The organism is Tundrisphaera lichenicola (assembly GCF_051175385.1).
GTDB classification, from domain to species: domain Bacteria; phylum Planctomycetota; class Planctomycetia; order Isosphaerales; family Isosphaeraceae; genus Tundrisphaera; species Tundrisphaera lichenicola.
Genome location: NZ_CP195106.1, coordinates 5,120,571 through 5,134,564, shown reverse-complemented (window position 1 = coordinate 5,134,564; position 13,994 = coordinate 5,120,571). Strand labels below are relative to the sequence as shown.

Annotated in this window: 11 protein-coding genes, 1 other RNA gene and 1 pseudogene; 10 read left to right on the top strand and 3 right to left on the bottom strand. The window is 59.4% G+C overall.

Annotated elements, in window-relative coordinates; all coding sequences use genetic code 11:
• Positions 1–7: 7 nt before the first annotated feature.
• From P12x_RS20060 to ffs, 3 genes are all read right to left on the bottom strand, one after another.
• Positions 8–301, bottom strand: a complete 294-nt coding sequence (locus tag P12x_RS20060; RefSeq protein WP_435006457.1) for a hypothetical protein — start codon at positions 299–301, stop codon at positions 8–10.
• 218 nt (positions 302–519) lie between these two features.
• Entirely contained in the window at positions 520–1,680 is a 1,161-nt protein-coding gene (gene dnaX, locus P12x_RS20055; RefSeq protein WP_435006455.1) for a DNA polymerase III subunit gamma/tau, read from the bottom strand.
• 147 nt (positions 1,681–1,827) lie between these two features.
• Positions 1,828–1,925, bottom strand: an RNA gene (ffs, locus tag P12x_RS20050) — signal recognition particle sRNA small type.
• A 476-nt stretch (positions 1,926–2,401) separates the two neighbouring features.
• Between ffs and P12x_RS20045 the strand changes: the two are divergent.
• The 10 genes and pseudogenes from P12x_RS20045 to P12x_RS20000 all read left to right on the top strand — a co-directional run.
• Positions 2,402–3,424 (top strand): annotated as a pseudogene (locus P12x_RS20045) (M16 family metallopeptidase); the annotation flags it as partial.
• Positions 3,425–3,523: 99 nt separating this feature from the next.
• Positions 3,524–5,074: a M16 family metallopeptidase gene (locus tag P12x_RS20040; protein WP_435011696.1), complete on the top strand. Its 1,551-nt coding sequence runs from the start codon at positions 3,524–3,526 to the stop codon at positions 5,072–5,074.
• A gap of 190 nt (positions 5,075–5,264) precedes the next feature.
• Positions 5,265–6,296 (top strand): phosphate acyltransferase PlsX, encoded by a 1,032-nt coding sequence (gene plsX, locus P12x_RS20035; RefSeq protein WP_435006454.1) that lies wholly within the window; start codon positions 5,265–5,267, stop codon positions 6,294–6,296.
• 51 nt (positions 6,297–6,347) lie between these two features.
• Positions 6,348–7,259 (top strand): ACP S-malonyltransferase, encoded by a 912-nt coding sequence (gene fabD, locus P12x_RS20030; protein ID WP_435006453.1) that lies wholly within the window; start codon positions 6,348–6,350, stop codon positions 7,257–7,259.
• A gap of 81 nt (positions 7,260–7,340) precedes the next feature.
• The gene (gene fabG, locus P12x_RS20025; protein WP_435006452.1) at positions 7,341–8,120 is read left to right on the top strand and encodes a 3-oxoacyl-[acyl-carrier-protein] reductase; all 780 of its coding nucleotides are present in this window, start codon (positions 7,341–7,343) and stop codon (positions 8,118–8,120) included.
• A gap of 291 nt (positions 8,121–8,411) precedes the next feature.
• Positions 8,412–8,645 carry an acyl carrier protein gene (acpP, locus tag P12x_RS20020; protein ID WP_435006451.1) on the top strand — a complete coding sequence of 78 codons (234 nt, stop codon included), beginning with the start codon at positions 8,412–8,414 and terminating at the stop codon, positions 8,643–8,645.
• Positions 8,645–9,895 (top strand): beta-ketoacyl-ACP synthase II, encoded by a 1,251-nt coding sequence (gene fabF, locus P12x_RS20015; RefSeq protein ID WP_435006449.1) that lies wholly within the window; start codon positions 8,645–8,647, stop codon positions 9,893–9,895. Before acpP ends, fabF begins: the two co-directional genes overlap by 1 nt.
• Positions 9,896–9,981: 86 nt before the next feature.
• On the top strand, positions 9,982–11,178 hold the full coding sequence (gene moeB / locus P12x_RS20010; protein ID WP_435006448.1) for a molybdopterin-synthase adenylyltransferase MoeB: 1,197 nt from the start codon (positions 9,982–9,984) through the stop codon (positions 11,176–11,178).
• A gap of 117 nt (positions 11,179–11,295) precedes the next feature.
• Positions 11,296–12,435, top strand: a complete 1,140-nt coding sequence (locus P12x_RS20005; protein ID WP_435006447.1) for a hypothetical protein — start codon at positions 11,296–11,298, stop codon at positions 12,433–12,435.
• Between the two features lie 134 nt (positions 12,436–12,569).
• Positions 12,570–13,982, top strand: coding sequence for a spinster family MFS transporter (locus P12x_RS20000; protein ID WP_435006446.1), 1,413 nt, complete (start codon positions 12,570–12,572; stop codon positions 13,980–13,982).
• Positions 13,983–13,994 lie beyond the last annotated feature (12 nt).

The following is a 13,994-nucleotide window of genomic DNA, read 5'->3' as shown; positions in this document are numbered from 1 at the left end:
CGAGCGTTCATACCGCTTCCGAAGGAGGGTCTTCTTTTCGCTCCATCCGAACGGGCTTGGCCTCGAATCTTTCAACGATCAACTTGATCAAAGGGTCATCGTTGAGTCCGTCATCGCGTGCCACAATGGCCGGATGTTGGACAGGGAGAGGAGACTTGCTCTCTTCAGGTCGAACGAAACGGATCTCAATGGATTTGCCGAACCACTTCCGAAGAGCTGACTCGATCTTCGACCGAAGTTCAGGTCGTTCACAGGCGTCAACGAGCCAATTGTAGCCCGGCGTCGGCTGAATGACCAGCAAGTCTGGAGCCTCGATAGCCAGCGGTCGGAGAGAGCCAAGCTTAGAAGCGAGTTCCCCAGTTTGCACGGCCGCCCACCGAGGCCATTCCCGGAGAATGGCGTCCATTTCCCAGATGGGGGGACCAATTGCTTCCTCGGCCGGGATCGGTACTTCGATCGAAGTTTCTAGGTCGTTCGTAATTGAGGGAGGGAGATGGATTTCGTTCGGTAACTCGGAATCTATTTTTTTTTTTCGAGGGGGGTAATTGGCGTACCACCGGATTCGAGCGCGGCGAGCCTGGAGATCACATCACTGATTTCGCCCAAGTTGTCGAGAAGAGCCACCCGCATCAGGGCAATTTCGACCAGTGTTCGACCGTGAGAGCTACCTCGAAGTCGCCCGCGAGCTTCAGCAAGAATCTGAAGTGCGGCCAGGAGCGTATCGAGGGGCCATCGAGATGCGATTTCGACCAATCGCTTTTTTTGCCTGGGGCTGGCGGCCAGCATCGTCACCTCGGCCTTGACCGAGAGGATCATCGCATCGCGAAGGAACTCTAGCGCACCGCCCAGCAACTCGGAAGGCTGTACCCCCGATGTCGCGGTCAACTCGACGATACGAATTGCCTCGGCTGGGTCGCGTCGAGAGAGAGCGTCCAGGAGATCGAGCGTGCGATCATCACTCGCAATTCCCAGTTGTTGCTGAACCAACTCGACGGTCAGTTGCTCGCCACCGAAGGAGAGGAGTTGCTCGAGGAGAGACTGGGCATCCCGCATCGAACCGCTCGCACGACGGGCGAGTACCGCGAGCGCTTCTGGATCAGCTGGGACTTGTTCCTGATCGCAGATCTCGGCTAGCGTTTGAACGATCTGATCGGGGCTGATCCCGGCGAAATCATATCGTTGGCATCGCGAAAGGACGGTTACCGGGATTTTATTGGGTTCCGTGGTAGCAAAGAAAAATTTTACGTGCTCAGGAGGCTCTTCGAGTGTCTTCAACAGCGCGTTAAATGCACCCGTGGAGAGCATGTGAACTTCGTCGATGTAATAGATCTTGAACCGGGATCGACTCGGCCGGAGCCCAGCATTTTGACGGAGTTCTCGAACCTGCTCCACGCCATTATTACTCGCCCCGTCGATCTCGATAACATCGACGTCCTGGCCGAGAGCAATCGACTGGCAAATGTCACAAGTCCCATCCGGGTCTTCCGTCGGCCCCCTGACACAATTCAGGCATTTCGCGAAGATCCGAGCGATGGACGTCTTACCGACACCGCGTGTCCCGCTGAATAGATAGGCGTGTGTGACGCGGTTCAAACGGATTGAATTTCGAAGTGCCTGGACGACATGGTCCTGGCCAACGACCTCCTCGAACCTTTGAGGTCGGTACCGACGAGCGACCACCGTGTAGCCGACGGGATCAGGATCAACCGAATCGGGGAAAGACCCTCGGGGTCGGGACACTGGGCACGCTCCGTCGGGCCTGGTGAAGCCAGAGGATCCGACCACATGAACCGGGTCGGTCCAATTTCATCGAAGGGGCCGGGGAGAGCCGGGGAGGTGCTCCCGGGCACATGGAAGCAATGCTTATGGCTGCTGCGTTCCCGCCCTGACCAGGTTCGCAAGCCACCATTGCCCGGGTCCCCCCCGGCTCACCCTGACCCCTTCGATGAAAGCACTTCGACAGGCTCATTCTCGATCATCACGGCTGCTCGTGCAAGAGCAAGCCACTCGATCCATTGGCATTCGGCGAATCGGATCGATTTTCGGCCCGTTCGAGTCGCACCCGATCGACGCGATCAAACCGCATTCGACCAGTCAACATGCCTCATACTAAGGCAAACCTGCAAGAAATCAGGTGCCTACAAGCACTCGCGCGGACGTCGAATTGAAATTCGAACGGAGTTTACGTGGTCTGCATGGACGCCGTGGACTGGCTGATGAAGCGGCCTCATTCCTGGGCGAATCTCCTCGACCTTACCTCGCCGGATGGTAAACTCTATGATAGTTGCGGTAGGTCTTCGTGCTGAACGATGACTCTTCCGGACCCCGCGCCCCTTTCCGATTCGACTTGGACGGTCTCCAGGTGGCGCGCCCGACCATCCTCAACGACGGAGGGGCAGTCATGGCCCGACGATTGACCGCCCACCCCTCACCCGCCTGGGTGGGAGACCTTCCGGTCTTCGAGCGGACACTGCCGAACGGGCTCAAGGCCCTCGTCCTTCCTCGTCGCCATGCTCCCGTCGTTGTCTGCGACCTCTATTATCCAGCCGGATCTTATGACGAACCGATCGGCTATTCCGGCCTGGCTCACTTCGTCGAACACATGCTTTTCAAGGGGACCGAAAGATTCCCTAAAGGGCAAATTGATCGTCTCGCCTTCGTTGCGGCCGGACAGTCGAACGCCGAAACAGGTGAGGACTGCACGCATTATTGGTTCGCCTTCCCATCGGATCGCTGGGAATTGGCACTGGCGATCGAGTCGGATCGGATGGACGGGGCAACCTTCGATCCCTTCGAGGTCGAGGCCGAGCGCCAGGTGATTGCCGAGGAAAGGGCGCGTGACCAGGAGTCTCCCTTCTCCAGGCTCGACCATCAGCATCTGATCGCCAGTTACATTCGACATCCCTACCGAAATCCGATTCTGGGTTGGCCTGACGATCTACAACGGATTACGGTTGCCGACCTCAAATCCTTCTACGGTAAGCACTATCAACCCGACGGGGCTGTCCTGGTCATCGTCGGTGACGTCGACTCGAATCGAGCGCTCGATCTGGTCGAAGCCAGATTTGCCCGCCTTCCCCGGAAGAATCTGAATCAGGCTGCTGCGATCTTCGAGGAACCCCGGCAGGTAGGTCGCCGAGACTTCCGCCTGATCGAAGCCGAATCTGTAGCTCGGGGCCTTTTCGGATGGCATACCGTACCTCTCGGTCATTCCGATGGCCCCGCCCTGGACATTCTCTCGGACCTGCTCACGTGCGGTCGACGATCCCGGTTGTGGGATCTCCTCGTTGAGCGCGAGAAACTTGCAACATGGGTCGAGACCGGTCAGGAAGGAGCACGAAGGGCAGGCCAGTTTCTCCTGCAGGTCGAGGCCGTCCCGGACGTCGATCCCGATAGAATCGGCCGAATGGTCGGTGAGGAGATCTCCCGACTGGCAAACGAAGGACCGACCCCAATCGAGTTGGAACGATCTCGAAACAGGCTTGAGGCTGCCTGGCGATGGGAGCAGGAGGACCTGGCCGGCTTGGCCGCCGGACTCGGCCAGTTCGCCCTGAATGGAGACTGGCGATCCTGGCAGGCCGAACATCGTGCGGCGATCGGTGTTCAGGCCGAAGATGTCCGAAGAGTTGCGTCGGCCTATTTGACCGAGACCAACTTGACCGTGGGATGGTCGATCCCCGTCTCCACTCGTTCCGTGACGGTATTACTCCCGGACGAGGCCCGATCCGTAGTCGAGCGGCCGACGCCAGCCTCTGTAACCCAGCCTCCCATCTCGCTCGAAATTACAACGGGCGCGTCGAAACTCGCCGATTATTCGCCACAGCGGATGACTTTCCCCAATGGACTGCGACTTCTCACCGAGCGTAGGCCAGGTGCGGGCGTCGTCGCTCTGGAGCTTTATGTCGATGCGGGGCTGCTCCGCGAGAGAAAGCCGGGGTTGGCCTATCTGATGGGTCGCATGTTAGAAGAAGGAACGACGTCACGTACGGCCGAAGAAATCGCCGAGTCGATCGAGGATATCGGCGGCGCGATGGAGGTTGGTTCGACGGGGGCCTCGCTCCGGGTCCGAGCCGAGGATTTGCCGATGGCCATCGAATGGCTGGCCGATCTGACGATGCGGCCCACTTTCCCCGAGGAAGCCCTGACCTGGGCTCGCCGGAAGACCTCCGCCGAGCTCCAGTCCGATCGTGACGATCCCGCGTTCCGGGCCGACTTGATTTTTCGGGGCCTGGTTTATGGAGATCATCCCTACTCGAGAGATCCCCGGGGTAACACCAAGGAGATTGCTCGAATTACCCGGGAAGACATCGTCGATCATCACCGCCGCTACTTCCATCCGCAGAACGCCTTTCTCGTGGCCGTGGGCGACTTCGACCCGAGAAAGCTCCAGTCGCTGGTTAAATCTCGATTCGGAAACTGGTCCGGTCATGCATCGAAGCCACCGCGGCTTTCTCGGTTGACCCGATCGTCAAGGCCCAAGGTCCGACGAGTCGCTTCGCCGGGAGAGCAGGTCCACATTTTGATGGGGCATCTAGGGATCGCTCGAACTCATCCCGATTTCGACGCGCTCGCGGTGGCCGACCACATTCTCGGCAGCGGTCCTGGATTCACGGATCGACTCAGCCGCGTGATTCGCGATGAGTTGGGACTGGCCTATTCGGTAGGTGGGGGAATGACCGAGTCGGCCGATCTCGAGCCCGGCCTCTTTCGGATCTACCTCGGGACCGGCCCAGACGATGCCGACCATGCTATCGCCGCCGTCATGGAGCAGGTCCGTCTCCTCCATTCGGGAGATTTCGAGGACGAGGAGGTCGAGCGTGCTCGTCAGTATCTGGCCGGTTCTTGGGTCTTCGACTATCAGACCGTCGAGCAACGAGCCGAGCGACTCCTCGAACTGGAGCATTGGGGCCTCGACTTGGACGAACCGATCCACTGGCCCGATCGGGTCGCTCGGGTGACACCCCGGCAGGTTCGTCGAGCGACCCGGACTTATCTCGACCCCTCCGCTTTGGTCCGTGTCGAATATGGACCAATCCGCCGCCGGAGCCGGAATGCCGACGCCGAGTGCGCCTGATAGCGAACCAGACCAGGTTCTCCATGGGGCTCTCTTATCTCCAAGCGAAGAACGACTTGTGAGTTTCTTGACAGAGATCGGTCCCTTTCCCTAGGATGCGAACTCCGGGGTGGCCTGCCAGCCAATAGCGTGAATGATGGTCGAACCGGACTCCGGACGGGTTTCTGCTTTATCAATGAGAGAGGATTCCATGCGGATTGCCCTGGACGCGATGGGCGGCGATCATGCCCCTGGCCCCATCGTGACGGGAGCGGTTGAGGCCATCCGCGATCGCCCCGACCTCACCGTTGTTCTGGTCGGTGACCAAGAGCGGATTGAGGCCGAACTCGCCCATGTCCAAGAAATTGACCGCGACCGTCTACCGATCTTCCATACGAGCCAGGTCATCGGCATGGAAGAGAAACCGGTTGAAGGTCTGAGGAAGAAGCGGGACAACTCGATCTCGAAGTGCTGGGGGATGATGGCGGCCGGAGAAGTTAACGCCGTGGTCTCCGCCGGTAATACCGGCGCAATGGTCGCCTCGGCGCTCATGAACGCCAAGATGTTCCTTCCGGGCGTGCGGAGGCCGGGGATCGCGGCAATTTTCCCGTCGCACCGCGGTCCGATCGTGATCATCGACGTTGGCGCCAATATGAATGCCAAGGCAGAGGATCTTTATCAGTACGGAATCATGGGTTCGATCTATGCCGAGAACGTCCTCGGCATCATCGACCCAAAGATCGGACTGATGAACGTTGGTTCGGAGGATGATAAAGGCAACGAGTTGACCAGGAATACCCGCAACCTCTTCCAGAATGGTCCCCACTCGCATCGATTTGTCGGAAACATCGAAGGTCGCGATATTTACGAAGGAAACGCCCGGGTGATCGTCTGCGAAGGGTTCGTCGGGAATGTCTTGCTCAAGGCGGGGGAAGGGGCGGTCGAATTTCTTTTCACCGCACTGAAGCAGGAACTCAGCAAACTTCTCCCCGAACTCGGCCCCGAGGCCGGCCACAAGCTGGCCAACTCGTTCAAGGAACTGAAGACGCGATTCGAGTATCAAGAATTCGGCGGTGGTCCGTTGCTCGGGCTCCGTGGGGCCTGCATCATTTGCCACGGTTCCTCGGGGGCCCGGGCGATCAAGAATGCTCTGCGGGTGGCAGGGACGATGGCGGAAGAAAGCGTCAATGCCCAGTTCGCTTCCCAATTGAGTGCAGCCCTGGCGGCGATGCCAGGTTCGTAGACGATCGATCTCTCGACGTGAATACCTAGGCTACACCAGAAGATCGAGCCGATGCCCAAGATTGCTTTCCTCTTTCCCGGACAGGGAGCCCAGACCGTAGGGATGGGCCGGGCACTTTATGACGAAGTGCCCGCTGCTCGTATGCTCTTCGATCGCGCCGGAGAACTTCTCGGCTTCGATCTCAAGGCCATTTGCTTCGATGGGCCGGCTGAGGCCCTCGAAGCGACCGACGTCAGCCAACCGGCCATCTACGTGGCCAGTCTCGCGGCGCTGGAAGGGCTGAGGCTGACCGATCCCTCAGTCATCGAAGCCTGCGAGGGGGCTGCCGGACTGAGCCTGGGCGAATACACCGCGCTCCAGTTTGCCGGCACCTTCGATTTCGATACCGGGCTGGCAATTGTGCGGAAACGCGGCGAAGTGATGCAAACCGCCGCCGTGGCCTCACCTAGCGGAATGACCAGCATTCTCGGGCTCGACGAGACCAAAGTGGACGAGCTCTGCCGAAAGGTCGAGCCTCATGGGAGGCTCTGGAAGGCGAATATGCTCGGTCCGGGAAATATCGTCGTATCCGGCGACCTGGAAGGGCTGGCTCAGGTCGAAGCAATCGCAACCGAGCTAGGCGCCGGCCGCGTTATACCGCTCGCAGTTGCGGGTGCATTCCACTCCCCACTGATGGCTCCGGCTGCTCGAAGCCTTGAAATGACGTTCGGCGGGGCGGACTTCAAAAATCCCCGGATTCCAGTTTACTCGAACGTCGACACGATCGCTCATCCCGATCCTTCCGAGATTCGACGTTCCCTGATTGCCCAGGTTACCGGGGGCGTTCGATGGGAGGAGTCGATCCGACGGATGATCGCCGACGGATATGACACCTTCTACGAGATCGGGCCGGGACGTGTCCTGACCGGCCTGCTCAAGCGGATCGATCGCAAGATCCCTTGCACGAACGTCCCGGCACGATGAGTCCTCCTCGCGATAGGACTGCGGATTTCCGAGCGAATCGCATTCAAGATCGATCTTTTCTCAATTATGGATGGAACCAAGATGGCCGAGAAGGAGAAGCCCAAAACGGAAGGCATCCGGGTCGATCTGACGGGTCAAGTGGCCCTGGTGACCGGAGCTTCGCGAGGGATCGGTCGAGCCATCGCATTCCAACTAGCCAGGTCCGGCGCGACCGTGGCTTGTTTGGCTCGCAGCCTCGAAGGGCTCAAGACGACATTGGACGCGATTCGAGAGGCGGGCGGTTCGGCCGAGGGATTCGCCGCAAATGTCGGCGACTCGGCCGATGTGGCCCGCGTGGTCGAGGAAATCGAGGCGAAATTTCCGAAGATTCACGTCCTGGTCAATAATGCGGGGGTTACCCGCGATGGGCTGATGCTCCGTATGGAAGACTCGGCCTGGCAGGAAGTGATCGACACGAACCTCAAAGGAACCTTCCAGTTCTGCCGTGCGGTCGGCGTCATCATGATGCGTCAGAGATACGGGCGGATGATCAATATCACGAGCGTTTCGGGACTGATGGGCAATCCCGGCCAGGCCAACTACTCGGCCAGCAAGGCCGGGGTCATCGGATTCACTCGAACGATCGCCCGCGAACTTGCATCGAGGGGAATTACGGTCAACGCGGTAGCACCCGGCTTCATCACGACCGATATGACCGAAGTGCTGCCCGACAAAGTGAAGGCCGAGGTCAAGGAACGCGTCCCGGTCCGGAGGTTGGGAGAACCGGAAGACATCGCCGATCTGGTGTGTTATCTGGCGAGCCCTTCGGCCGGTTACATCACGGGGCAGGTGATCGCGGTCGACGGTGGGATGACGGCCTGATCTCGCGGAAGCAAGTCGTTCGCTTTCGGCGCGGGATTCGGTAGACATTTCCAGTCAAGATTGATAACTTGAGCGCTTCGCGTTGGCCCGGTCCGACTTGAGTTAATGGCTCGGGGTCGATCGACCGATCAGATGATCTCAAAGGAACGCCGCGACGTCGCCGTCTTGGGGCGGTGGACGTGCTGAACGACTATAGATGATGCCGGTCCCCTGAGAGGCCGATCGCCGGCATGATGCGTCCCGCCGGGACGCGAGCCGGCCTCGAAGAGGGCCGAGTGAGGAGGTTCGCCCGTGTCTGTGGAAGAACGCGTGATCGAGATCGTCAGTGAGCAAATGGGTGTCGCCAAAGACCAGGTGACCCGCGAGACCTCATTCGTTAACGACCTCGGAGCCGACTCGCTCGATACGGTTGAACTCGTCATGGAGTTCGAAGAAGAGTTCGATATCACCATCCCCGACGAGGAAGCCGAGAAGATCCAGACTGTTGGACAGGCTATCCATTATATCGAGGAACATAGCAAGTAATGCCACGCCGGGTAGTCATCACGGGCCTGGGCGTGGTCACGGCCCTGGGCGATACATTGGACCAATTTTGGTCGGGCCTCTGCGAAGGTCGAAGTGGGGTCTCTAATCTGACCCTCTTCGACACGACTCATTTCAAGGTCCATTTCGGCGGGCAAGTTCATGGCTTCGACGGCGATGCCCGTTGGGGCGTGAAGGAAGCTCGCCGGCTCGATCGCTTCGCCCAGTTCGCGATGGCCGCCGCCGAGTCGGCGGTCGCCGACTCCGGGATCGACTTCCAGAATTACCCGGCCGAAGAATGCGGCGTCTTGATCGGGTCGGGAATCGGCGGGCTCAACGAGTTCGAGACCCAGCACGAGACCATGCTGACCAAGGGGCCATCCCGGATCAGCCCGTTCACCATCCCGAAACTGATGGTGAACGCCGCCAGTGGACAGATTTCGATCCGCTGGGGTCTCAAGGGAATCAACTCTGCCGTGGCCACAGCCTGCGCCTCGGCCAATAACGCGATCGGCGATGCTTTCAAGCACATCCAGCTTGGTCACGCCGATGTCATGATCACCGGCGGGAGTGAGGCCGCCATCACTCGGATGGGCCTGGGAGGTTTCGCAGCGATGCGGGCCCTGTCCACTCGAAATGAGGATCCACCCCGGGCGAGCCGGCCGTTCGATCGAGACCGGGATGGTTTTGTCCTGGCCGAAGGTGCTGGAGTCTTGATCATCGAGGCCGAGGAGATCGCCCTGGCCCGAGGGGCCAGGATTTACGCGGAACTGCTCGGTTACGGTATGTCGGCGGACGGTAGCCACATCACCGCTCCCGATGAGGAGGGGCGTGGGGCCAAACGAGCCATGGAACTTTGCCTGGCCGACGCCCAGTGTCCCGTCGATTCCGTCGATTACATCAATATGCACGGGACTAGTACGGGACTCGGCGATCTGGCCGAGACCAAAGGGATCAAATCCGTTTTCGGTCCGTATGCCCGGAAATTGCAGGTGTCTAGCACCAAGAGTCAGCTTGGACACCTGCTCGGGGCATCGGGAGGAGTTGAACTGATCGCCTGTTCGCTGGCGATTCGAGATGGGGTCCTCCCTCCCACGATCAACCTTGATAACCCCGATCCCGAGTGCGATCTGGATTACATCCCGAATACGGCACGAGAGGTCCAGGTCAATCACGTGATGTCGAACAGTTTCGGCTTCGGCGGGCACAACGCCAGCCTCCTGATTGGTCGATATAACGGACCGAACCGTTGAGATTTGACGTGGGCATGCGAGAGTTTGGCCGAACCGGCTAAGCTCTTGCATGCTCCGTGCCTTTCCATCTCCCCGGATTCACTTCGATGAACACGCTCCCTTTCGACCTGTTGGGCGGCCGAGTCGGCGATACTCAATTGACCGCCGACGAAATTAAGCGCTATGCTCGCCACCTCATCATGCCCGAGGTCGCGATGGAAGGGCAGTCGCGACTTAAGGCCTCCAAGGTTCTATGCATCGGGGCAGGGGGGCTCGGATCGCCGCTCACCCTTTACCTGGCGGCTGCCGGGGTCGGCACGATCGGTCTGGTCGATTTCGACGTCGTGGACATCTCGAATCTTCAACGTCAGATCATTCACGCGACCCCGGACGTCGGACGTCCCAAGATCGACAGTGCCGAGGAGAAGCTCAAGGCGCTCAATCCTGACTTGGCGGTGGTTCGCTACGAATTTCCGATCAACAGCGAAAACGCCCTCGATATCTTTGCCGGTTACGATGTCATCGTGGACGGAACCGACAACTTCCCGACACGCTACCTCGTCAACGATGCCTGCGTCCTCCTGGGAAAGCCGAACGTCTACGGGTCGATCTTTCGATTTGACGGACAGGCTTCTGTTTTCTTCCCTCCCCATGGACCATGCTACCGCTGCCTCTACCCCGAACCACCGCCCCCGGATCTGGTCCCGAATTGCGCCGAGGGAGGAGTCCTGGGAATTCTTCCGGGTGTCATTGGGGTGATCCAGGCGACTGAGACGGTGAAGCTGATCCTTGGTACCGGCCGGACTTTGATCGGTCGCCTCCTGCTCTACGATGCGCTCGACATGAGTTTTCGGGAGATGAAGGTCCGCAAGAACCCGAAATGCCCCATCTGTGGCCCCGAGCCTTCGATCAAGAGCCTGATCGATTACCAGGAATTCTGCGGGATTCGCGGGAACGAGACTGCTCCGGAAGTCAACCTTGGCGCCGGCGAATCTATCTCGCCGCTGGAACTCAAGGAGTTGATCGAAAACGGGAGTCGTCCGTTCGTCCTTGATGTGAGGAATCCCGAGGAGATCTCGATCTGCCGGATCGCCGGCTCCACGGTGATACCGCTCCCGGAGTTGCCGAATCGACTCGGTGAGCTCGACCCGTCGATCCCGATGGTGGTCCATTGCAAGAGCGGGGTCCGGAGCGCCAAGGCGATCAGCTTGCTCAAATCGGCGGGATTCACTCGTCTCTCAAATCTGACCGGTGGTATTCTCGCCTGGATTAAAGACGTTGAACCGAGCCTGCCCAGTTATTGATAAGTTAGATTCGATCGACGGTTGACCTGGGCTTGAGCGAAACCGGAGGGTCTGCTAAGACTCTCCGGCATTGGAGGTTGATAGCCTCGACACCGCCAAGGCACGGAGGCACCCGGCATGGATCGCCGCTCGCTCTTGCTACTCTCGTTACTCGCGACCCCTGCTCGCCTTTTTGGCCAGGATGTCTCTCGGCGAAGTTCTCGATCTCGACGGGTCTCCTCCGTTGATGATCGCACGGAAGACCGGTCTCGCATCCAGCCCGAGCGCGCGTTCGAAGATGACCTGGGATCGGTCGATCCTGGATCCATCGAGGGGACGCCTTCCAGTTTCCCCAACCAGAGTGGCTTTGCCTGGAAGAGCTTCTCCATCTCGGATTACACCGCCCTTGCCCCCGCCTCGATTGCCAGCCCGCAAACGGCTATCATCGACTGGATCTTTCGACGGACGACTCCCGCGCCGTGGCATGGTGATAAAATCGCTGTGCTCTGTGCCAACCGGAGTCAACTTCGTGCCTACAACACGCCTAAGATCCTCGAACAAGTCCAGAGTGTCGTCGAGCGTTTCATCGATGCCGAATCGAATATCCTGAATGTTCGGGTGCGTTTCATTGCTGCTTCCGACATCCGTTGGAGGTACGCCGTCCATCAACAACTGACGCCCGTTGGCGCCGGCAACCAAGGCCAACAGATCTGGCAAGTTAGCGACCAGGTGGCGGAGATGGTCATCAACCAGATGCAAGTCTGGCAAGGCTTCAAACTCCTGGAGAATCGGGCGTTCGAAGTCCTAAATGGCCAGACCCTTCTCCTCTCCACGACAACCAAGCAAGCGTTCACTGCGGGCGTCCAGCGCGATGGTGCAGTTGGGCTCGGTTCGCAACCCAAGGTGGAAAAATTGGAAGAAGGGGTAACTCTTCGATTCAGTCCTCTCCTCAGTTACGAAGGTGATACGCTCGACGCGGCGATCGATTTCTCCACAAACCTGGTCCGTAAGCTCCACCCCGTCAGGGTCCTCTCCCCTCGTCAGGCAGGTCCTGGTGAAGTTGCCATTGATGTTCCCGAGGTTTCGGAGTCTAGACTGAACCAGCCGGTCAAAAACTGGCCTCTGGGGCAGGCGCTGATCATCTCGGCCGGGATACAGCCGGGGATTCTTCTCGATAAAGGCGGGCTGTTCAACTTGAAGATCCCGGGAACCGTTCCGAATGGGACGGAGCTGTTGGCGATCATCAATGTTGAGGTTGCCAAGACTCGTTCCCGCTAACGAAGGAACGCCCTGAAAGTATTGGCGGATCGCCCGGCCGACAACAAGGTTTGGCCAGGGCTCGCCAACGGTTCCGACTGCGGGTATAAAAGCTCGTTCTGCGTGACGACGCCCGTATTGTCGAGAATGCCCCGATGATTCCTACCGATCCCGCCCCCGCGAATACCTCGGGGACGACGCGTCCCACGCTCCCAGCGTTCGGAGGCTCCTACTTCGCACTCGCCATTCTGTTCAGCATGAATTTGCTGAATTACGTGGATCGATATGTCTTCTACTCGACCGGCCCCCGAATCGCAAAAGAGCTGGGTTTCAGCGATACGCAGTTCGGGATCCTGAGCGTTTCGTTCATGGTGGTTTACACCATAGTGTCTCCCCTGATGGGGCTGTTAGGCGACCGCTACAATCGACTCAGGCTTCTCTCCTTCGGGGTCACGCTCTGGAGCATCGCCACCGTTGGTACGGCTTTCGCCAGCGGTTTTCGCGAGATGTTTCTCTGGCGAGCCCTGCTCGGGATCGGTGAAGCAAGCTACGGGATTATTGCCCCAGCCCTGCTGTCCGATCTCTTCCCTCCCAAGCTGCGTGGGAGGGTAATGGGGGTCTATTACCTCGCACTTCCCGTGGGTGGAGCGATCGGCTATGGGATCGGGGGCTGGTTCGCCAAGCATACCGACTGGCGATACGCCTTCTGGGTAGTAGGTATCCCCGGTCTCGTCGTAGCGATGCTCGGGCTGATGATGCGAGATCCGGGACGAGGAGCCTCCGAGGGGAAGACCGCAGGCCAGGAAGACCGGCCAGGATGGAATGACTACCTCTCGATCTTCAAGACTCCGAGCTTCGTCTTGAACACAGCAGGGCAGGCGGCGGTGACTTTTGCCATCGGGGCCCTGGCGGTCTGGGCGGCCACGTTTTATCAGCGTGTCCGGGGAATGGACGAGGTTCAGGCCGGCGTCTGGATCGGTGGCCTCACGGCGGGCGCCGGATTGATCGGGATTGTCCTGGGAACCTGGGCGGCCGACTCGTTGCTCCGATGGACTCGACGGGCTTATCTTCTCTGGCCAGCCTTCGCGGTCGCACTCGGGGTCCCATTCGGGACGGGTGCGATCCTTGTCAGCGATCGAACCGCCTCGCTCGTGATGCTCTTCCTGACTTCCGTGATGATGGCGTCCGTCCTCGGTCCTAGCAACACGGTAACGGCCAACGTCGTCCCTGCGAATCGAAGAGCGGCGGGATACGCTCTCAGTATCTTCCTGGTCCACCTCTTCGGCGATATCTCCTCGCCCTTGTTGATCGGTTACATCTCGGACCTTTTTGGACTTCCCGTCGTGGTGGGATCAAGGCTGGGAGAGTTTTTCGAATCGATCGGAGCCGGTCCTACGGCCTCTCCGACAGGGCCGACGAACCTGACGGTCGGGATGCTCGCCGTGATTCCCATGATGGCGCTCGGCGCCCTGTTCTATCTCCGTGGATCGAGATACCTTCCCGAGGATCAGGAGCAGGCCAGGAAGTCTGGTGGCTCCGCGCCGGAGCATGCGTCTGTCCACCATTGACGAGGTCGATCG